The sequence below is a fragment of the Pseudomonas sp. LAIL14HWK12:I10 genome, assembly GCF_900184205.1.
Lineage (GTDB): Bacteria > Pseudomonadota > Gammaproteobacteria > Pseudomonadales > Pseudomonadaceae > Aquipseudomonas > Aquipseudomonas kermanshahensis.
Map to the genome: position 1 here is coordinate 59,296 of NZ_FXWU01000011.1, position 21,257 is coordinate 80,552.

Below are 21,257 nucleotides of genomic sequence, written 5' to 3' on the forward strand. Positions count from 1 at the left end.
ACGGATTACGCGTTAATACCGTAATCAAAGCCCGCCGGTGGCCTGGAAGCCGACGCCTGCTGCCGTCAGCAACGACAACGGCAGCAGCAGCGTATCCAGTAACAGGCTACCGGGCAGATCCAGGCCTGGGTAGGCGGGCGCCAGCGCGCCGAAATGATCTTTCGGGCAGCACCCGCCGTTCATCACATACAGGTCCAGCCGCGTTCCGGCATACACCACCGGCGCGCCCGGCTTGTTGGCATCCAGCGTGCGCACCGTGGCGCAGCCACTGAGCAGCGCAAACGCCACCAACCCCGACAGAACTCGCTTCAATCATCCGCCCCAAAGTGATGTTCACCCCAACGCGGCAGCATGTCCTGAGGGATGTCCAGCAAGTTGAGAATGCGTGCAACGACGAAATCGATCAGGTCGTCGATGGTCTGCGGCTGATGGTAGAAGCCCGGCGCTGCTGGCAAGATCACGGCACCCATCTGCGACAGCTTGAGCATGTTCTCCAGGTGGATCGTCGAGAACGGGGCTTCACGCGGCACCAGGATCAACTGGCGGCGCTCCTTCAAGGTGACGTCGGCGGCCCGCTCGATCAGGTTGTTGCAAGCACCGGTGGCAATCGCCGACAAGGTACCCGTGGAACACGGCACCACCACCATCGCCGCCGGTGCGCCAGAGCCCGAGGCCACCGGCGACATCCAGTCTTCCTTGCCATACACGCGGATCTGGCCGGCGGCAGCGCCGGTGTATTCGGTCAGAAACGCCTGCATCGCCTGGGGCTTGGGCGGCAGCAACACATCGGTTTCGGTGGACATCACCAGTTGCGCGGCCTTGGAAATGAGGAAATGCACCTCGCGGTCCTCACGCACCAGGCAATCGAGCAGGCGCAGGCCATATTGAGCGCCAGAGGCGCCCGTCATGGCCAGGGTGATGCGCTCCGGCCCGCTCACTTGAGCGCCTCGGCCAATTTGCCGTGCAAGCCGCCGAAGCCGCCGTTGCTCATGATCACGACGTGGGTGCCCGGCCGTGCCTGGCCCTTGATGCGCTCGATGATTGCTTCGAGGCTGTCGGCAACCACGCTCGGCACGGTGCACTGCGCCGCCGTGGCGGCCAGGTCCCAGCCCAGGTTGGCCGGTGCGTACCAGATGACCTGGTCGGCATCGTTGACGCTTTCCGGCAGGCCATCGCGGTGGGCACCCAGCTTCATCGAGTTGGAGCGCGGCTCGATCACCGCAATCACCGGTGCTTCACCTACGCGCTTGCGCAGGCCGTCGAGGGTGGTGGCGATGGCGGTCGGGTGGTGAGCGAAGTCATCGTAGATGGTCACGCCCTGCACTTCAGCGACCTTCTCCATGCGCCGCTTGACGCTCTTGAAGGCGCTCAACCCGGCGATACCCATGGCCGGCACTACACCGACATGGCGGGCCGCAGCCAGGGTTGCCAAGGCATTGGCGACGTTGTGCTGACCGGTCAGCGCCCAATCGACCACGCCCTGTGCCTCGCCCTCGAACAGCACTTCGAAGCGCGACCCATCGGGGCTGAGCAGGCGCGCCTGCCATTGGCCGCCTTCACCGGTGGTTTGCACCGGGGTCCAGCAACCCATGCCGATGACCCGCTCCAGCGCCTGTTCGGTGGTCGGATGGATCACCAGGCCTTCGCTCGGGATCGTGCGCACCAAGTGGTGGAACTGGCGCTCGATGGAGGCCAGATCGGGGAAGATGTCCGCGTGATCGAACTCTAGGTTGTTGAGAATCGCGGTGCGCGGGTGGTAGTGGACGAACTTCGAGCGTTTATCGAAGAACGCACTGTCGTACTCGTCGGCCTCGACCACGAAGAACGGGGTGTCGCCCAAACGCGCGGACACCGAGAAGTTCTGTGGCACGCCGCCGATCAAGAACCCAGGGCTCATGCCGGCATGCTCCAGCACCCAGGCCAGCATGCTGCTGGTGGTGGTCTTGCCATGGGTACCGGCAACGGCCAATACCCAGCGGCCCTGCAGCACGTGGTCAGCCAGCCACTGTGGGCCAGAGACATAGGGCAGGCCCTTGTTCAACACGTATTCCACCGCCGGGTTGCCCCGCGACATGGCGTTGCCGACCACGACCAAGTCGGGTGCCGGGTCTAGCTGAGCCGGGTCATAGCCCTGGGTCAGCTCGATGCCCTGGGCCTCGAGCTGGGTGCTCATCGGGGGATAGACATTGGCATCGGAGCCGGTGACGCGGTGGCCAAGCTCTTTGGCCAGGACCGCCAGGGAACCCATGAACGTGCCGCAAATACCGAGAATGTGAATATGCATGGTCGACCTCGCAAAACATCGAGGCAGGGTAGCCCAGGGCGCGGGAAATCGCACCCGCTGTTTCGTTCAGCCACCTCGGGCGATGCCGTGTTTGCGCAGTTTTCGATACAAAGTATTGCGGCTGATGCCCAGGTGCTCGGCAACGCGGGTCAAGTGCCAGTGTTTTGCCTCCAGCACTGACAGCAGCGCTTCGCACTCAGCGTCCTCAAGGCGCACTGGCGCGCTCTTGTGGGTGAGACTGTTTTGCTCCTCGTGTGGGAGCGGGCTTGCCCCGCGAACACCCGCAAAGCCGGTGCCATCCACCGCGTTGCCTGCTTCGCGGGGCAAGCCCGCCCCCACAGGGGCCGCATGACTCCGGAAAGTCGCGGGCAGGTCGGAGAACCCGATGAAGGTGTTATCGCAAAGCGCCACGAGCGTGCGCAATACATTGCGCATCTGCCGCACGTTCCCCGGCCAGGCAAAGTCCAGCAACGCCTGACGCGCACTGGGCTCCAGTTCAACCCGTTGCCCCTGGGCTTCCTGACGCAGCAAAAAGTCCAGCAACTGGCCCTTGTCACTGCGCTCACGCACTGCTGGCAAGGCCACTTCCAGCCCGTTCAACCGGTAATACAGGTCTTCGCGGAAACTCCCCTGCGCCACCCGCTCCAGCAGGTCGCGGTGGGTGGCACTGACGATGCGCACGTCCACGGCCTGGGGCTCGCCGCCAATCGGCACCACCTGGCGCTCCTCCAGGACCCGCAACAGGCGCGTCTGCAAGGCCAGTGGCATGTCACCAATCTCGTCCAGCAACAACGTGCCGCCATCGGCCTGCAGCAGCTTGCCGCGCATGCCTTCCTTGCGTGCGCCGGTAAAGCTGCCACCGCGATAACCGAACAGCTCGCTTTCGATCAGGCTCTCTGGGATCGAGGCGCAGTTGATCGCCACGAACGGCTTACCGCGACGCTGGCTGGCCTGGTGCACGGCCTGGGCGAATGCCTCCTTGCCGCAACCGGTCTCGCCACGCAACAGCAGCGGCACATCACGCTCGAATACCCGCACGCAGCGGCGGAAGTCGTTTTGCAACGCCGGGTCGAGCAGGCAGATGCCTGGCGCTTCAGCACGCTGGGGCTGGGGCTGGCTGAGCGGTACTGACCATACCGGCGTACGCGCCTGGCCTCGCAGGCTGGCAAACACCTGGCGGCCGTCGCGTGTCTGCAACGGCCAGACGGTACTGCCGCCCGGCACGGCGCGGCTGAACAGTTCGTCGTGGCTGCAGGCAAAAAACCGCTCCACCGGTTGCCCCAACACGCCACCGCGAACGGTGCCCAACAGGTTGAGCGCGCTCTGGTTGGCGGCGCAAATCCGCCCGTCACCCTCGAAGGCCAGCAAGCCCTCGCTGAACAAGCCGACCGACTCAGCCTGCAGATGAAAGCGCAGCAGCCACTGCTGCTGAAAATGACGCAGGAAATAACAGCTCTCGATCATCTTCGCCGAGAGGTTGACCAAGGCCATGGTGTGGAACTGGCTCTGCCGCGACACATCGGGCCGCGCCGACGACACGTCGAGTACCGCCAGCAGTTCGCCATGCGGGTCGAACACCGGGCTTGCCGAGCAGGTCAGGCCGGTGTGGCGGCCACGAAAGTGTTCGTGCTGATGAATGGTCAGGGCCTGGCGCTCGACCAGGCAGGTGCCGATACCGTTGGTGCCTTCGCGCGCCTCGCTCCAGTCGGCGCCCAGCCACAGCCCTGCCCGCTCGAAGATGCGCCGCTCGCTGGGGGCGCTGACACAGTTGAGGATCACCCCACGGGCATCGGTCAGCAGCACCGCATGGCCAGCGCCAGAGAGCTGCTGATGCAGGCTGTTCATCTCGGCGTCGGCAATTTTCAGCACCTGGTGCAGGCGCTCGCGGGTTTCCAGCAAGCGCCCGTGTTCAAGCACCACGGGGGCCTCGATCAGCGTCGGGTCGAGGTGGTAATCCTCGAGGCAGCGCAGCCAGGACCGGGCGATCGCCGGGTCACTGCCGCCCGCCCCGGCTTCACCGTGGGCAACGGTATGCACTTGTTGGGCATGGCGACTCAAGTGATTGCTCTGCATGTGTTGTGGTTCTCCGCAGATCGAGCGTTCAGCCAGCATCCTCCACCCGGCGGGCCTTTGCAATGCACCTGCCGGCAGCGTGTCGCAAATGGCACAAAGTGTCACACAGGCCGTACCACGGCTGGCACAGCGGGCTTTCACAGCCCTCTGAAAATTACGCTAAGTGCTTGATTTAGCAGAACCTCAAAACACTGGCCCAACCTTTGCTCTACGCTTTTCAACTCCCTAACAAACACAATAGCCAGGAGACACACCATGCGTTACGCACATCCCGGTACCGAAGGCGCGAAGGTTTCCTTCAAGAGCCGCTACGGCAACTACATCGGTGGTGAATTCGTAGCTCCGGTCAAGGGGCAGTACTTCGAAAACACCTCCCCGGTGAATGGCAAGCTGATCGCAGAGTTTCCCCGCTCCACTGCCGAAGACATCGACAAAGCCCTGGATGCCGCCCACGCCGCCGCCGATGCCTGGGGCCGCACGTCCGTCCAGGACCGCTCCAACGTGCTGCTGAAAATCGCCGACCGCATCGAGCAGAACCTTGAAGTCCTGGCCATTACCGAAACCTGGGACAACGGCAAGCCCATCCGCGAAACCCTCAACGCCGACATCCCGCTGGCGGTCGATCACTTCCGTTACTTCGCCGGTTGCATCCGTGCCCAAGAGGGCGGCGCTGCCGAAATCAACGAAGGCACCGTCGCCTATCACATTCACGAGCCTCTGGGCGTGGTCGGGCAGATCATCCCGTGGAACTTCCCGCTGCTGATGGCCGCGTGGAAACTCGCCCCAGCCCTGGCCGCAGGCAACTGCGTGGTCCTCAAACCCGCCGAGCAGACCCCGCTGGGCATCACTGTACTGATGGAGCTGATCGGCGACCTGCTGCCCAAAGGCGTGCTCAACGTCGTCCAAGGGTACGGCCGCGAAGCGGGCGAAGCGCTGGCCACCAGCAAACGCATCGCCAAAATCGCCTTCACCGGTTCGACCCCGGTCGGCTCGCACATCATGAAATGCGCCGCCGAAAACATCATCCCGTCCACCGTCGAGCTGGGCGGCAAGTCGCCTAACGTGTACTTCGAAGACATCATGCAGGCCGAGCCGAGCTTCATCGAGAAGGCCGCCGAAGGCATGGTGCTGGCATTCTTCAACCAAGGCGAAGTGTGCACCTGCCCGTCGCGTGCCCTGGTGCAGGAGTCGATCTACCCGCAGTTCATGGAAGTGGTGATGAAGAAGGTCCTGCAGATCAAGCGTGGCGATCCGCTGGACACAGACACCATGGTCGGCGCCCAGGCGTCGCAACAGCAGTTCGAGAAGATCCTGTCGTACCTGGAAATTGCCCAGGAAGAAGGCGCCGAGCTGCTGACCGGCGGCAAGGTGGAAAAACTCGAAGGCGCGCTGTCGACCGGTTATTACATCCAGCCGACCCTGCTCAAGGGCAACAACAAGATGCGCGTATTCCAGGAAGAAATCTTCGGCCCGGTGGTCAGCGTCACCACCTTCAAGGACGAAGCCGAAGCCCTGGCGATTGCCAACGACACCGAGTTCGGCCTGGGTGCCGGTGTGTGGACCCGCGACATCAACCGCGCCTACCGCATGGGCCGCGGCATCAAGGCTGGCCGCGTGTGGACCAACTGCTACCACCTGTACCCGGCGCATGCCGCGTTTGGCGGTTACAAGAAGTCCGGCGTTGGGCGTGAGACCCACAAGATGATGCTCGATCACTACCAGCAGACCAAGAACCTGCTGGTGAGTTACGACATCAATCCGTTGGGCTTCTTCTAAACCTGAGATGGCTGCGGGGGCTGCTTTGCAGCCCACCGCAGCGGTTCGTCACCACCACAAGCCAGCGCGGTTCCCGTGCACGAACCGCTCTGGCTCGCTTCCTGCAGTACCTATCACCATGGGCTGGAAGTCCCTCCGGCCACCAAGAAAAACAACAGGTGAAACTATGCCAAGCGATCATTCCGGTAATGTGCCGGCAGGCTCTTCTGTCGACTTCGAAAAAGTCGGTTCGGACTATTTCCAGCAACGTGAACTGAAAAAAGGCGCAGCCGGCTGGGTGCTGTTGGTTGGCCTCGGGGTCGCCTATGTGATCTCCGGCGACTACGCCGGGTGGAACTTCGGCCTGGCCCAAGGCGGCTGGGGCGGTATGTTCCTCGCCACCCTGCTGATGGCCACCATGTACCTGTGCATGTGCTTCTCGTTGGCCGAGCTGTCGTCGATGATCCCCACTGCAGGCGGCGGCTACGGCTTTGCCCGCAGCGCCTTTGGCCCATGGGGCGGATTTCTTACCGGCACGGCCATCCTCATCGAATATGCCATTGCCCCGGCGGCCATCGCCGTGTTCATCGGCGCCTATTGTGAGTCACTGTTCGGCATCGGTGGCTGGGTCATCTACCTGGCGTTCTACATCGTGTTCATCGGCATCCACATCTTCGGCGTCGGCGAAGCGCTGAAGCTGATGTTCATCATCACCGCCATTGCCGCCATTGCCTTGGGCGTGTTCCTGGTGAGCATGGTGCCCCATTTTGATGCAGCCAACCTGTTCGACATCGCCAAGACCGACGCCGCTGGCGCCAGCAGTTTCCTGCCGTTCGGCTACGTCGGCGTGTGGGCCGCAATCCCTTACGCCATCTGGTTCTTCCTCGCCGTCGAAGGCGTGCCGCTGGCCGCCGAAGAAACCAAAAACCCGAAACGCGACCTGCCCCGCGGCCTGATCGGCGCGATGCTGGTGCTGCTGGCCTTCGCCCTGCTGATTCTGGTGATCGGCCCTGGCGCGGCGGGCTCCGAAGCGCTCAAGGCCTCCGGTAACCCACTGGTCGAGGCACTGTCCAAAGCCTATGGCGGTTCCACCTGGATGGGCAGCTTCGTCAACCTGGTCGGCCTGGCTGGCCTGATTGCCAGCTTCTTCTCGATCATCTATGCCTACTCGCGGCAGATCTTCGCGCTGTCCCGCGCCGGCTACCTGCCGCGCAAACTCTCCGAGACCAACAAAAGCAAGGCGCCGGTCCTGGCCCTGATCATCCCTGGCCTCATCGGTTTCGGGCTGTCGCTGACCGGCCAGGGCGACCTGCTGATTCTGGTCGCGGTGTTCGGGGCCACGCTGTCCTACGTGCTGATGATGGCTGCACACATCACCCTGCGCATCCGCCGTCCGAAAATGGAACGCCCGTATCGCACCCCGGGCGGCATCTTCACCTCGGGCGTAGCCCTGGTACTGGCGTGCATCGCCGTGGTGGCGGGCTTCCTGGTCGACCCGCGGGTTGTGATTGGCGCCGCGGTGATCTATGGAGTATTAATTGCCTACTTTGCGTTCTACAGCCGCCACCACCTGGTAGCGGGCACACCGGAAGAGGAATTCGCCGCGATCCAGAAGGCCGAAGAGGCCTTGCACTGATCGCCGACACCCGCCGCGGGCCAGCCCCGCGGCGCTCTGGAGAATCTGTATGGCAAGTTTCGTACACACGGTAGGCCACCTGGTCTACCGCTTCGACAGCCTCAAGGACGTGATGGCCAAGGCCAGCCCCGCGCGTTCTGGGGATTTCCTGGCCGGTGTCGCCGCCAGCAACGACGGTGAGCGGGTCGCCGCGCAGATGGCCTTGGCCAACATCCCGCTGACGCACTTTCTGACCGAGGCGCTGATCCCCTATGAAGAGGACGAGGTCACCCGCCTGATCATCGACACTCACGATGCCCAGGCCTTCGCACCGGTCAGCCACCTCACCGTGGGCGGCCTGCGTGACTGGCTGCTCAGCGAAGAAGCCGACGAAGACAGCCTGCGCGCGCTGGCGCCGGGCCTGACACCGGAAATGGCGGCGGCGGTGTCGAAGATCATGCGCGTCCAGGACCTGATTCTGGTGGCGCAGAAGATCCGCGTGGTCACCCGTTTCCGCGGCACCATGGGCCTGCGCGGGCGCCTGTCGACCCGCCTGCAACCCAACCACCCGACCGACGAACCCGCCGGCATCGCCGCCAGCATCCTCGATGGCCTGCTGTACGGCAACGGCGACGCCATGATCGGCATCAACCCGGCCACCGACAGCATCGCCTCGATCTGTGCCCTGCTGGAAATGCTCGATGCAATCATCCAGCGCTACGACATCCCCACCCAGGCCTGCGTGCTGACCCACGTCACCACCTCGATCGAAGCGATCAACCGTGGCGTGCCGCTGGACCTGGTGTTCCAGTCGATCGCCGGCACCGAAGCCGCCAACGCAGGCTTTGGCATCAACCTCAACGTATTGCAGGAGGGTTACGAAGCGGGCCTGTCGCTCAAGCGCGGCACCCTTGGGCAAAACCTCATGTATTTCGAGACCGGCCAGGGCAGCGCCCTGTCGGCCAACGCCCACCACGGCGTCGACCAGCAGACCTGCGAAACCCGTGCCTACGCCGTGGCCCGGCACTTCAAGCCGTTTCTGGTCAATACCGTGGTCGGTTTCATCGGCCCGGAGTACCTGTACAACGGCAAGCAGATCATCCGCGCCGGCCTCGAGGACCACTTTTGCGGCAAGCTGCTGGGCGTGCCGATGGGTTGCGACATCTGCTACACCAACCACGCCGAAGCCGACCAGGACGACATGGACACCCTGCTGACCTTGCTGGGTGTGGCCGGGATCAACTTCATCATGGGCATCCCCGGCTCCGACGACATCATGCTCAACTACCAGACCACGTCGTTCCATGACGCGCTGTATGCGCGCCAGACCCTGGGCCTGAAGCCCGGCCCCGAATTTGAAGCATGGCTGGCGCGCACCGGCATCTTTACCCAGGCCGATGGCCGGGTGCGCTTTGGTGACAACCTGCCGCCGGCGTTCCGCCAGGCGTTGGCACAGCTTGCATAGGGATGACCATGGACCCTCGCACCGTAACCCCCGACAACCCCTGGCTGGCCCTGCGTACCCTGACCCCGGCGCGTATCGCCCTGGGCCGCACCGGCACCAGCCTGCCGACCGGCGCACAATTGGACTTCCAATTCGCCCACGCCCAGGCCCGCGATGCCGTGCACCTGCCCTTCGACCATGCCGGGCTGACCGCCCAGCTCAGTGACCGCGGGCGCGACAGCTTGGTATTGCACAGCGCCGCCCACGACCGCGACCAATACCTGCAGCGCCCGGACCTGGGCCGGCGGCTGAACGAAGACTCGATCGAAACCTTGCGCCAGCATGCCCAGGCCAACCCGGGCGGTGTCGACCTGGCCGTCGTCGTCGCTGACGGCCTCTCGGCCCTCGCCGTGCACCGCCATACCCTGCCGTTTCTGACCCGTTTCGAGGAACAGGCCGCTGCCGACGGCTGGACCAGCGCCCCGGTGGTGCTGGTGGAACAGGGCCGCGTGGCCGTGGCCGATGAGGTTGGCGAGTTACTGGGCGCACGGATGACCGTGATGCTGATCGGCGAGCGCCCGGGGTTGAGCTCGCCCGACAGCCTCGGCCTGTATTTCACCTACGCGCCGCGGGTCGGCCTGACTGACGCCTACCGCAACTGCATCTCCAACGTGCGCCTTGAGGGCCTGAGCTATGGCATGGCGGCCCACCGCTTGCTGTACCTGATGCGTGAAGCCTGTCGCCGGCAGCTTTCCGGGGTGAATCTGAAGGACGAAGCCGAGGTCCATAGCCTGGAGAGCGATACCCCCGCCAGCCAAAAAGGAAACTTTCTGCTCGGAAAAGGGTAAAAATCATGTCACGGAAGGCGGATTGCGCTTCTCGCACGCATTAGGCAGCATGCTGTTGAGAGCGGCTGGCAATCCGCTGTTTCCCCAAATGGATCCTGAGGGCCGCACATGCGTATCATCAAGGCAACCCTGGAACACCTCGACCTGCTGACCCCCCTGTTCGTCAAATACCGCGAGTTCTATGGGCAATTGCCCTACCCGGACAGCTCACGCAGCTTTCTGGAAAAGCGCCTGAAGCGGGACGAGTCGGTGATTTACCTGGCGCTGGCGGATGACGATGCCAGCAAGTTGCTCGGTTTCTGCCAGCTGTATCCAAGCTTTTCGTCGCTGTCGCTCAAACGCGTGTGGATTCTCAATGACATCTATGTGGCCGAAGACTCGCGACGCATGCTGGTGGCCGACCACCTGATGCGCGAGGCCAAGAAGATGGCGAAAGAGACCAATGCCGTGCGGATGCGGGTGTCGACCAGCGCCAACAATGAGGCAGCGCAAAAGACCTACGAGTCCATCGGCTTTCGCAAGGACACCGAGTTCGAGAGCTACATCCTGCCGATCCATCAGGATTGACCTGCGCAGGCCTTATCACCTGTACCTGTAGGCGCAGCCTTGTGCCGCGAAGAGGCCGGTGCCAGCAGTCGAGATTAACAGTGCTGGCACCGGCCTCTTCGCAGCACAAGGCTGCTCCTACAAGGGTCGCGTATGGCCAGAGGTATGGGTGGGCCTGCCGAGTGAAGTCGGTACAGGCAGCATGAATCTTCCCCTTCCGTAACCCGCCGCTACAAACTCCCCGGGCATGATCCTCACTTCGCCGTATAATGCCCCACTTGTCATGTGTGAAAATTTACCCATCCCCTGGTAACCGAGCCTACGCCCCAGAACACAGGTGCTGTACATGGATTTCAACCCGCTGGACCTTATCCTGCATCTCGATGCCTACCTCGATCTGCTGGTCACCAATTACGGTCCCTGGATCTACGCCATCCTGTTCACCGTGATCTTCTGCGAAACCGGCCTGGTGGTGATGCCGTTCCTGCCAGGTGATTCGCTGCTGTTCATCGCCGGCGCCGTGGCGGCCGGTGGCGGCATGGACCCAGTCCTGCTGGCGGGCCTGCTGATGGCGGCGGCGATCCTGGGCGACAGTACCAACTACGTGATTGGCCGAACGGCGGGCGAGCGGTTGTTCAACAACCCCAATTCGAAGATCTTCCGCCGCGACTACCTGCAGCGCACGCACGAATTCTATGAACGCCATGGCGGCAAGACCGTGACCCTGGCGCGCTTCCTGCCGATTCTGCGTACCTTCGCGCCGTTCGTCGCCGGAATTGCCCACATGCACTACCCGCGTTTTCTGGGCTTCAGTGTCGCCGGTTCGTTGCTGTGGGTCGGAGGCCTGGTGACGCTGGGCTACTTCTTCGGCAATGTACCGTTCATCAAGCAGCATCTGTCGCTGATGGTGGTGGGTATCATCTTCCTGTCGCTGGTGCCGATGGTGCTCGGCCTGCTGCGCGGTCGCCTGGGCCGTGCTGCCAAGGCTCACTGACCCCAGCCATGTGGTCTTTCAGCGCCTGGCGGCGTCGGCGCACCCTGAAGCGCTACCCGATCACAGCCGAGCAATGGCAGGCGGTTCGCCAACACCTGCCGTTGCTCGACGGTATCAGCGATGAAGAAGATCGCTGGTTGCGTGAAGCCTGCATCCTGTTTCTGCTTGAAAAGCACCTGACCACCCTGCCCGGTGTCGAGCTGAGCGATGAGCAGCGCCTGTTCCTCGCTGCCCAGGCGCAGCTGCCACTGCTGCACCTGGGTGACCTGAACTGGTACCAGGGTTTCCACGAAATCATCCTCTACCCCGACGACTTCAAAAGCCCTCAGCGCCACCGCGATGCCAGTGGTGTGGAGCATGTGTGGGACGGCGAACACAGCGGTGAAGCCTGGCAACAGGGGCCGGTGATCCTGGCCTGGAACGGGGTGCTGGCCAGTGGTGGTTGGGAGGCCTACAACCTGGTCATCCATGAGTTGGCGCACAAGCTCGACATGCTCAATGGCGACGCCAACGGCCTGCCGCCGCTGCACAGTGGCATGCCCGTGGATGAGTGGGCGACGGCTATGCAACAGGCCTATGACGACCTCAACCGCCAGCTGGACCTGAACCCCGACGCCGAAACGCCCATCGACCCATACGCGGCAGAAAACCCTGCAGAATTCTTCGCCGTCACCAGCGAATACTTCTTCAGCGCCCCCGACCTGTTGCAGCAGGCGTATCCGCAGGTTTACCAGCAACTGTCGCTGTTCTACCGCCAAGACCCACTGGCGCGCCTGAGCCAGTTGCAGGCCGAACACCCCGATTACCGCGAAGGCCACGCCTGACGCGGCCGCACATCAGGCCAAGCGTGGCATGCCCATGCGGAATGTGCCTATAATCGCCGCCACTTTTTGGTCAACTACGGGGGCACTGCCCAATGAGCTACAGCAAGATTCCGGCGGGCAAAGACCTGCCGAACGACATCTACGTCGCCATCGAGATCCCGGCCAACCACGCGCCGATCAAATACGAGATCGACAAGGACAGCGACACCCTGTTCGTCGACCGTTTCATGGCTACCCCGATGTTCTACCCAGCCAACTATGGCTTCATCCCGAACACCCTGGCCGACGACGGTGACCCGCTCGACGTGCTGGTCGTGACCCCATACCCAGTTGCCCCAGGCTCGGTCATCCGTGCCCGCCCGGTTGGCATCCTGAACATGACCGACGACGGCGGCGGCGACGCCAAAGTCATCGCTGTGCCGCACGACAAGCTGTCGCAGCTGTATGTCGACGTCAAGGAATACACCGACCTGCCAGCCCTGCTGATCCAGCAGATCGAGCACTTCTTCGCGAACTACAAAGATCTCGAGAAGGGCAAGTGGGTCAAGATCGAAGGCTGGGACGGCGCCGACGCCGCCCGTGCTGCGATCACCAAATCGGTCGCTGCCTACAAAGGCTGATACCGATTGCTGAAAAACCCCGCCTCGGCGGGGTTTTTTATGCGCGAGGGAACACCCTTCCAGTAAAAATTCCTACATCGCCCTACTCCAACGCCCTACAACTAAGCACCTTTCGCACAAGCCGCATCAACATCCGGTTCATATGCCAGCTGGCACCCGGCCGCTACACTCGCGGCCATGAACACATCCGGTGACCGCCTCAAAGCCCTGCTGCACGAATGTGGCTTGACCCCTTCCGATTTCGCTGCCCAACGCAGCGTCACACCCCAGCACGTCAACAACTGGTTCAGACGGGGTGTTCCGTTGGCTCGCCTCGATGAAATGGCCGACTTGTTCTGCGTGCATCGCCGTTGGCTACGCAGCGGCGAAGGCCCCAAGCACCCCAACCCGATCTTGCGCAGCGGCCCGCCACGGCCACCGCACACCAACCCGCCCACCCCGCTCTCAGCACACAGCGGCCGGCTGCTGCAGGTGCCGTTTTACGCACTGCAGCACGGCCTGCTTGCCCCCGTGGCCAACCATCACCTGCGCCTGCCCACCACGGCGTTAAAGGCGCTGGGCGTTGCTGCGCAAAATGCCATCTGCCTGGCCATGCCTGCCGCCAACATGGCTCCGCTGATCCCGCTGGAAGCCACCTTGGCGGTAGACCTGAGCATGACCGAAGTCATCGAGGGCGAGACCTATGCCTTGCTGCACAACGGCACCCTGAGGGTGAACAACCTCAGCCTCGGCCCGCACGGCACCCTGTACCTACACAGCCATGACCGGCGCAACTACGCCGTCGAGCGCTACACCCGCGCCCAGCGCCAGGCCCAAGGCCTGGAGGTTCTCGGCTGGGTCTTCCACTGGTCGCATTTCCGCCGCCATCGCCCCAGCTGAAACACGCTGTGCCATTTTTTGCTGGGCATACTGCGCAAGCCCTTGTATGCTACGCGGCACATTTAGCCCCGACCGGCGCAAGCCGCGGTCCAGAGGGCTCGGCGACATCCCACACGGGTGTTGACCATCTCTATCAGGTCCTTGTGACCACACAGTTAAGGCGGTTGCGGCTTACCATAAATTAGTCGGAAGCGTCCCCGAGAAGCCGGCCACAAGCCGGCTTTTTAATGCCTGCTTGAAAGCCATCCCCTACTAAAACCCGCTTTAGCAAGACCGCGTTTAATAGAGGTTTTGTAGGGCTTTTCTGAAAAGCACGCAAATACCCACATGAACCTTGCGGGCTTCAACGACGGCACATTAGCATCCAAACGAACCCCCTGCTAAACCCCACGGACTGAGGTTTGGGGAACATGAAGCGTTTAGATGAATGCATAGGTCAAGGGGACCGCAATGCCAGACGTGAGAAGTATCAAGGACCAATTTTTTGTCTACCACCTGACCTCCGTTGAGAATCTGGATGGGATTTTCACACAAGGTCTGAAGCCTCGGGCGAGCCTCATTAACTTCACTGACGTAGCAGACAGTGAAATCCTCGACAAACGCAAAGCCCTCAAGCTCGATAGCTACGTGCCCTTTCACTGGTTTGCTGCCAATCCGTTTGATGGGCGGGTGCAGCTCGACAGGCCCACATCCAAATTTGTACTGATTTCGGTTTACAGATCCTTTGCCAAGCAAAACAAATGGAAAATCATCCCTCGCCACCCCCTTGCCAATGATGAGATCGAACTACTCGACTATCACGATGGCTTCGAAGCCATCGACTGGGCGCTCATGAACACGCGGGACTATCAGAATGCCGACTGCAAAAGCGTCTGCATGGCTGAATGCCTCTCCCCCTCCGTGGTACTCCCGCAGGATTTTTCCAGGATTTACGTACCAACCGATGAGATCGAAAAGCTGTGTGAGGCTAAAATGCGCAAGATCAACCTCAAGGTCCCCATCAGCGTGAATTCCGGAATGTTCCTATAAATGAGCTACAGCAGACTGAATCCGGACAAGGCTCTGATTTGGCGTATCGTCCATCGCGATACCCTGCCTTGGATTCTGGACAATGGTCTGCACTGCGAAAACTCGGGTGTTCAGGCAACGCAGTGTGTGAACATAGACAACGCTGAGCTGATCGACAAACGCCGATCTCGGCAGGTCCCGATAGCGCCTGGAGGGGTACTGGCCGACTACGTACCCTTCTGCTTCACCCCCTTCTCCGTGATGATGAGGAATACTCATGCAGGGTGGGGTGTGCAGCAGCGCAGCAATGACGAAATCGTGATTCTGGTGTCCAGCCTTTACCGCGTCCAAGCGCTTGGCCTGCCGTTCGTCTTCACAAACGCACTGGCCTACCCGGCGTGGACTAGCTACTACAGTGATCTGGCGTATCTGGGCGAGGTCGATTGGCCCCTGCTTCAACGGCGCGACTTCACGCGTGATCCTGACGACCCTCGAAAGATGGAGCGTTATCAGGCAGAAGCGCTGATTCACCATCACCTACCGATCACTGGGCTGCTGGGCATCATGTGCTACAACGATGCAATCAAAGAGCGCATAGAACATGACGTGGCCGCTAGAGGTCTGAGCGTGTCTGTGCATGCGCGTCCGGGGTGGTATTTCCAATGATCCGATTTACCCAAGGTAACCTTCTAGAGGCCAAGACCGAAGCCCTGGTCAATACAGTCAATACCGTTGGCGTGATGGGCAAAGGTATTGCGCTGATGTTCAAAGAGCGCTTTGTGGAGAATTACCGCCTGTACGCAGCGGCCTGCAAAGCTGGCGAGGTGGTAACTGGCAAAGTCCACGTGACTGCGGTCAATGAACTGGAAGGCCCGCAGTGGATCGTAAACTTCCCTACCAAACGTCACTGGCGATCCCCTTCGCAGATGGCCTGGGTGACAGAAGGTTTGCACGATCTGCGCCGTTTTTTGATTGAAAACCAGGTCAAATCCGTGGCCGTCCCAGCGCTGGGGGCCGGCAATGGTGGCTTGAAATGGCCTGAAGTCCGTGAACAGATTATTCATGTACTGAGCGATCTGAATGTGGACGTATGGGTATATGAGCCATCCAGCCAATATCTGAATGTCGCCAAACGTAGCGGCGTAGAAAAGCTCACACCGGCTCGCGCACTCATTGCCGAATTGGTTAGGCGTTATTGGGTTTTAGGGATGGAATGCAGCCTGCTTGAAATACAGAAGCTGGCCTGGTTTCTGGCACGCGCCATAGAAGAGCTGCCAGACACTGAGAACCCTCTGAACCTCAAGTTTGTAGCGCATCGATATGGCCCGTATGCCAATCGACTACAGCCTCTGCTCAATGACCTTGATGGCAGCTATCTGCAGTGCGAAAAACGCATCAAGGATGCAGAGATCGGTGATGTGATCTGGTTTGAAGAGAAACGTAAACCCACTCTACACACCTATCTCAATACAGAAGCAAAGGCGTATTCCCAAGCATTGGAACGCACGATCGAGCTGATTGATGGCTTTGAGTCACCCTTCGGCATGGAGTTATTGGCAACGGTTGATTGGTTGCTGAGCCACGAAGGGGTTTGCCCGACTGTTCCTGCCGTGCGCGATGCGTTAACGCATTGGGAAGGCGGAGCCGGTTCTGCGGCTCGCAAAAGCAAGCTGTTCGACGATCAGGCACTTGATATTGCGCTCAAGCGCCTAACCGCCAGCACCGCCCTCAGCTGACTTCAGAACCGCGTCACCACCCCCATCCGTACCGTCCGCCCCGGAGCCGGCATGAAGCTCTGCGCCAGCGGGTCCAGGTAATAGCGATCAGTCAGGTTCTGCAGCGAAACATTCACCTCGGTGTTCTCAAGCAGCGTGTACTTGAGGAACAGATCGAACAGCGCCACCGAGCGGTACTCGACCTGCGGCGTGGTAGCGCCGGACTGCCAGGGCTTGTCGAGGGTACTGGTAGGCCCGGAGGTGTAGGTCACGCGCCCGCCTACCGTCAATGCTTCGTCGAAGAAACGCAGGCCAGTGGTCAGGTTGGCGGAGATCCGTGGTGGGTTCTGGGTGTTGGTGTAAGAGCCCATGTAGCTGCCCGGTGTGCAGTTTGGCGTGTCTTGGGTCTTCTGGTACGGGTTGGCGCTGGCGCGCAGTTTGCCGGCAAAGTCCGCGTCGCAGGTCTCGGTCTTGAGGTAGTAGGTGGCCGAGAGGTCGGCGAACACACGGCCGGCATCGTAGTTTGACTGCAGCTCAAGGCCGCGGGTGCTGAAGCTGTCGGTGTTGCTGAAGCTCATCTGCCCCCACAGGCCAGGGCTCGGGTCGTAATAGCGGGTGATGTAGTGCTTGATCTTGTTGTCGAAGAAGGCCAACTTGATCGCGGCTGAGTCGTGATCGGTAAAGAGGTTGTCGCGCAAGGCGCTGACGCCGATTTCCCAGCTCTGCGAGCGCTCAGGCTTGAGGCTTTTGCCGGGGGTGACTTGCTGGGTGCCCTGGCTGGTCTCGAACAGTGACGGCAGGCGCAGGCCTTGGGTGTAGGTGACATAGAAGTACGTGTCGGGCATCAGCTCGACATTGATGCCAAATGCCGGCGAAAAGCCGCCACCGCTGCTGCTGCCCTGCGGGGTATGGTCGTAGCCTGTGACCACGCTGCTGATGCCTTCGGGGCTGACCTGAACGCTGGTCGCGCCGAAGTCATTGAAGCGCACACCGTTGAACGGCTCGTTGCTGTTGCCGAAGACAATGCCGTTGTTCAGCCGGGGGTCGGTGGCGTCGGTGTACTGGCCGTTCTGGTCGGGGAACCAGGTCATGCTGCCCCAGCCCTTGGGGCCACTCGCCGAGATGTAGCGCACGTCGCGATCCTCGCGGCGGGCGGTGGCCAGCACGGTATTGTCTTTGGTGCGGAAGTGGCTGTAACGGCCCCCACCCCACAGGGTCAGTTGCTCGATCGGTTGGTACTCGAGCTTGCCGTTGAAGCTGAACTCCTGCCGCGAAGCATCGCGCAGGGTGCGGTTGGCATCGACGTCGTGCTGGGTGATCAACACGCTTTTCTGCGGTTGCAGGTCTTCCAGTTGGAACGCGCCACCCAAGTCAAGCTTGAAGTCGCCATGGGCCGTTTCGAACCTGGAGAGGTTGTTCAGGTCGCCGCCGATACGGCGGTTGTCCTGGCGTGTCCAACTGCGGTCAGAACGAAACAACTGGGACACCGGCGCCGTCCATGCCGAACTCAACGAGCTGGTCTTGGCGTCGGTCATCCACAGGTTACTGGTCAGGTCGACCCACGGGTTGCCGGCGGGCAGGTAGTGGTAGCGTGCGGTATAGGTATCGATCTTCACCTCGCCCAAGGGGTACTGATAAATACCGGCGGTACCGAAGCGGTAGATGTCAGAGGGCATGATCTCGGCAGTGCGCCCGTCGTAGCGGCGGTAGCCCAAGTCCAGGGTGTGATCGTCGGTTATCCGCCAGGTCGCCTTGAGCAGGTACGAGTCGGTTTTCGATGAGGCGTTGAGCACTTCCTCGCCCGCGTTATAGGTCATCGCCACGCTGGGCTGTTCACTGCCGTAATCGTTGTAGAGGCGGTAGCGGTCCTGGCCTTTCTTGCCGGCGAAGTAGTTGCCTTGGTTGCGGTGCGCGTAGGCCGCCACCACATCCAGCTGTTCGGTGGTAAAGGCAAACGCGGCGCTGCCCGATTCGGCTTCAGAGCCGAACAGGCTGCCGCGGTTGTCGCGCGGAGGCGCCGACAGGCTTTCATCCTTGGAACTGGAACTGCGATGGGCGGGGGCTACGCCGTTGTCCCAGAGGTCGCCCTTGAGGCGCACGCCAACCTGGTTGCCGTCGACCAGAATGTCCTGCACGCCGATCGTCTGCATTTCCACCGTGCCGCCAATCGCTCCGGATTTGGTTGACGGCCCTTTGTTCACGGTCAGGCTGCTGATCAGGTCGGGGTCGATGTAGCTGCGTTGCTGCGTGCCGCCATAACCGCGATAGACATCCAGGGCCTGCTCCGAGCCATCGACTTTCACCGCTACCCGGCTCTGCCCCTGGATACCGCGAATGTTGACGTCCAGGGCGCCGCCGTTGCGGGTGTCACCGACTTGCACACCCGGCACACCGTTGAGCAGGTCGCCCACGGAGACCCGGCCGAAGCGGTCGATCTGTTCGCTGCTCAGGTGCACCGATGAGCGTGGGGCCCGGTAAGTATCCGCTTGAGGCCCCTGTGCGGCAGCGTCGACCATCGTCGGCGATAACTCTGCTGCGGCATTCGTTGCAGCGCCCTGCGCCATCAGCACGTAGCTGCCGGTCGAGCTCGCCACCAGCTGCAGCCCAGTATTGGCCAGCAACCGCTGGATGCCCTCACTGACGGTGTACCGCCCCTTCAGGGCCGGCGCCGTGCGCCCGCGGGTCAAGTCAGGATCATAAGACACCAGCAGCCCGGACTGGCTGGTGAAACTGCCCAGCGCTGCGCCCAGCGGGCCTTTGGCAATGTTGTAGTCACGCGGCGTGGCATCGTCCAGGCGGGTTGCGGCGACCGCTGCCGTGCCAGAGCCCTGGGCCAGGGCCAGGCTGCTGTTCAGCAGGCCGGCGCCACAGCAACTGATCATCGTGCAACGCAGGGCGAAGGTGATGGGCGACAGGCAAAGTCGAGGGCGCGGAGCAGGTGAAGGACAACGTACTGGGAGCATGCTTTTCTCGCTCGTAGGGTGTGCGCCCACCACTGGCTGCGGGCTGTTACCTCCTCTGTCGCACGAGATCGAAAAAAGGATATGTGTGCAGGGCCACCGGCTGAATTTGCCGGTTCGGCCTTGTGATCTGAGCAATTCTAGTGATAATGGTTTTCATTTGCGACAGTCTTGTGCCGACTCAACCCACGATGAATGCACCCCTCTCCCCGCCGAACAGTACCGAGCCGTGCAGCGTCGAGACGTTGTATATCGAGAATCACGCCTGGTTACGTAACTGGCTCGCCTATCGGCTGAGGTCGTGGGGACGCGGGGTGGCCGATGACCTGGCGCATGACATTTTCCTGCGGGTGCTTACCAGCCGGGAGGGTGCGCGGGTCGAACCGATCCGTCAGCCACGCGCCTACCTAACCCGCATCGCCAATTGTGTGCTGGTCAGCTGGCGGCGCCGGCAGTCGCTGGAACGTGCCTGGCTCGAAGCGTTGCAGTTGCTGCCAGAACCCGATCACCCTTCGCCTGAACTGCAAAGCGTGATCCTCGAGACCCTGCACGAGATCGACACGCTGCTGGATACGCTGCGGCCCCGCGTGAGGCAGGCGTTTCTGATGGCAACGTTGGACGGCATGAAGCAGAAAGACATTGCCGTGGCCCTGAACATCGCGCTGCCGACGGTCAAGAAGTACATCCACGAGGCCTACCTGGCCTGCCTGACGCAGATGCCCGATGAATAACCGCACGGCACCGCTTGACGATGCCATCCCCCAGCCAGTGCTGGCCCAAGCGGCCTCATGGCTGATGCTGATGCAGGAAGCGCCGCTGCTGCCAGCGCAACAGCGCGAATTAGAGCGCTGGCGGCGTGCCAGTGCTGAGCATGAACGGGCCTGGCAAAGGGCACAGCGCCTGCTAAAACGCCTGGGCAGCCTGCCTCCAACGCTGGCCAAGCAGACCTTGGATCGCCCGACAGGCAGGCGCGCTGTGCTGCGCGGGCTGCTTCTGCTGATCGGTGCCGCACCGCTCAGCTGGTGGGCATGGCGCTCAGGCGTTGGCAACGATTACCAGACGTCTGTGGGCGAACGCCAACACGCACGGCTCGCCGACGGCACACAGATCACCCTCAATAGCGACAGCGCCGTGGACGTGCTTTTCAACAACGCGCAACGCTTGCTGCACCTGCGCCGTGGCGAGGTGTACATCGCGACCGCTGCCGACCCACGCCCGCTCATGGCACAGACCCAGCAAGGCCAACTGCGCGCGTTGGGTACGCGATTCAGCGTGCGCCAGCTGGCCGATGAAACCTTGCTAGCGGTGTACGAAGGCGCCGTACAGGTTCGCCCAGAACACGCCCGCGTGGCCCCTGGCGAAAACATCATCCGTGCTGGGCAGCAAGTCCGTTTCAGCCGCGAGCGCATGGGGCTCATCGAGCAGGCCCGGGAGACCACCCTGGCGTGGCGCAACGGCTTGCTGGTGGCCGACGACATGCCAGTACGGCTGTGGGCGCATGAATTGATGCGCTACACCGACCAACAGCTTGAGTGCGACCCCGCGCTGGGTGAGCTGCGGGTGTCTGGCACATTCCCCATCGATGACTTGCCGCTGGCCTTGGCCATGCTGGCACAGACCTACACGCTGCAGGTTCGACACACCGGCAGGCACGTATTCATTAGCCGTTGATCAAAAGCAACGACCGAGCGA

19 protein-coding genes are annotated in these 21,257 nt (G+C 61.9%); 14 read left to right on the forward strand and 5 right to left on the reverse strand.

Annotated features, from left to right (window positions below; genetic code table 11):
* Window positions 1-24 precede the first annotated feature (24 nt).
* From QOS90_RS22355 to QOS90_RS22370, 4 genes are all read right to left on the reverse strand, one after another.
* Window positions 25-312, reverse strand: coding sequence for a YceK/YidQ family lipoprotein (locus QOS90_RS22355; protein WP_085274003.1), 288 nt, complete (start codon window positions 310-312; stop codon window positions 25-27).
* On the reverse strand, window positions 309-938 hold the full coding sequence (ubiX, locus tag QOS90_RS22360; protein ID WP_085274004.1) for a flavin prenyltransferase UbiX: 630 nt from the start codon (window positions 936-938) through the stop codon (window positions 309-311). Before ubiX ends, QOS90_RS22355 begins: the two co-directional genes overlap by 4 nt.
* Complete coding sequence (gene mpl / locus QOS90_RS22365) at window positions 935-2,284, reverse strand: UDP-N-acetylmuramate:L-alanyl-gamma-D-glutamyl-meso-diaminopimelate ligase (RefSeq protein WP_085274005.1); 1,350 nt, start codon at window positions 2,282-2,284, stop codon at window positions 935-937. The genes ubiX and mpl overlap by 4 nt, the downstream gene beginning before the upstream one ends.
* 66 nt (window positions 2,285-2,350) lie before the next feature.
* Window positions 2,351-4,357, reverse strand: coding sequence for a sigma-54-dependent Fis family transcriptional regulator (locus QOS90_RS22370; protein ID WP_085274036.1), 2,007 nt, complete (start codon window positions 4,355-4,357; stop codon window positions 2,351-2,353).
* Window positions 4,358-4,612: 255 nt separating this feature from the next.
* Between QOS90_RS22370 and exaC the strand changes: the two genes are divergently transcribed.
* The 12 genes from exaC (at window position 4,613) to darG (ending at window position 16,626) form a co-directional block, all read left to right on the forward strand.
* Window positions 4,613-6,133, forward strand: a complete 1,521-nt coding sequence (exaC, locus tag QOS90_RS22375) for an acetaldehyde dehydrogenase ExaC (protein WP_085274006.1) — start codon at window positions 4,613-4,615, stop codon at window positions 6,131-6,133.
* A gap of 166 nt (window positions 6,134-6,299) precedes the next feature.
* Window positions 6,300-7,748: an ethanolamine permease gene (gene eat, locus QOS90_RS22380; RefSeq protein ID WP_027594934.1), complete on the forward strand. Its 1,449-nt coding sequence runs from the start codon at window positions 6,300-6,302 to the stop codon at window positions 7,746-7,748.
* 49 nt (window positions 7,749-7,797) lie between these two features.
* Entirely contained in the window at window positions 7,798-9,192 is a 1,395-nt protein-coding gene (locus tag QOS90_RS22385; RefSeq protein ID WP_027594933.1) for an ethanolamine ammonia-lyase subunit EutB, read from the forward strand.
* A gap of 8 nt (window positions 9,193-9,200) precedes the next feature.
* Complete coding sequence (gene eutC / locus QOS90_RS22390; protein WP_027594932.1) at window positions 9,201-10,019, forward strand: ethanolamine ammonia-lyase subunit EutC; 819 nt, start codon at window positions 9,201-9,203, stop codon at window positions 10,017-10,019.
* 108 nt (window positions 10,020-10,127) lie between these two features.
* Window positions 10,128-10,586, forward strand: a complete 459-nt coding sequence (locus QOS90_RS22395; RefSeq protein WP_085274007.1) for a GNAT family N-acetyltransferase — start codon at window positions 10,128-10,130, stop codon at window positions 10,584-10,586.
* A 325-nt stretch (window positions 10,587-10,911) separates the two neighbouring features.
* Window positions 10,912-11,559 carry a DedA family protein gene (locus QOS90_RS22400; protein ID WP_027594930.1) on the forward strand — a complete coding sequence of 216 codons (648 nt, stop codon included), beginning with the start codon at window positions 10,912-10,914 and terminating at the stop codon, window positions 11,557-11,559.
* Between the two features lie 8 nt (window positions 11,560-11,567).
* On the forward strand, window positions 11,568-12,383 hold the full coding sequence (locus tag QOS90_RS22405; protein ID WP_085274008.1) for a M90 family metallopeptidase: 816 nt from the start codon (window positions 11,568-11,570) through the stop codon (window positions 12,381-12,383).
* A gap of 92 nt (window positions 12,384-12,475) precedes the next feature.
* Window positions 12,476-13,003, forward strand: a complete 528-nt coding sequence (gene ppa, locus QOS90_RS22410) for an inorganic diphosphatase (protein ID WP_016497835.1) — start codon at window positions 12,476-12,478, stop codon at window positions 13,001-13,003.
* Between the two features lie 177 nt (window positions 13,004-13,180).
* Window positions 13,181-13,882, forward strand: a complete 702-nt coding sequence (locus tag QOS90_RS22415; protein ID WP_027594928.1) for a LexA family transcriptional regulator — start codon at window positions 13,181-13,183, stop codon at window positions 13,880-13,882.
* A 450-nt stretch (window positions 13,883-14,332) separates the two neighbouring features.
* On the forward strand, window positions 14,333-14,911 hold the full coding sequence (locus QOS90_RS22420; RefSeq protein WP_027594927.1) for a DarT ssDNA thymidine ADP-ribosyltransferase family protein: 579 nt from the start codon (window positions 14,333-14,335) through the stop codon (window positions 14,909-14,911).
* Window positions 14,912-15,556 carry a type II toxin-antitoxin system toxin DNA ADP-ribosyl transferase DarT gene (darT, locus tag QOS90_RS22425; RefSeq protein ID WP_027594926.1) on the forward strand — a complete coding sequence of 215 codons (645 nt, stop codon included), beginning with the start codon at window positions 14,912-14,914 and terminating at the stop codon, window positions 15,554-15,556.
* On the forward strand, window positions 15,553-16,626 hold the full coding sequence (darG, locus tag QOS90_RS22430; protein WP_027594925.1) for a type II toxin-antitoxin system antitoxin DNA ADP-ribosyl glycohydrolase DarG: 1,074 nt from the start codon (window positions 15,553-15,555) through the stop codon (window positions 16,624-16,626). The genes darT and darG overlap by 4 nt, the downstream gene beginning before the upstream one ends.
* A gap of 2 nt (window positions 16,627-16,628) precedes the next feature.
* Here darG and QOS90_RS22435 read toward each other — a convergent pair whose 3' ends face one another.
* A complete protein-coding gene (locus tag QOS90_RS22435) occupies window positions 16,629-19,487 on the reverse strand; it encodes a TonB-dependent receptor (RefSeq protein ID WP_097151367.1) in 2,859 nt (952 codons plus the stop codon).
* A 269-nt stretch (window positions 19,488-19,756) separates the two neighbouring features.
* Between QOS90_RS22435 and QOS90_RS22440 the strand changes: the two genes are divergently transcribed.
* A complete protein-coding gene (locus QOS90_RS22440; RefSeq protein ID WP_027594923.1) occupies window positions 19,757-20,296 on the forward strand; it encodes a sigma-70 family RNA polymerase sigma factor in 540 nt (179 codons plus the stop codon).
* Entirely contained in the window at window positions 20,289-21,236 is a 948-nt protein-coding gene (locus tag QOS90_RS22445; protein ID WP_085274009.1) for a FecR domain-containing protein, read from the forward strand. Before QOS90_RS22440 ends, QOS90_RS22445 begins: the two co-directional genes overlap by 8 nt.
* Window positions 21,237-21,257 lie beyond the last annotated feature (21 nt).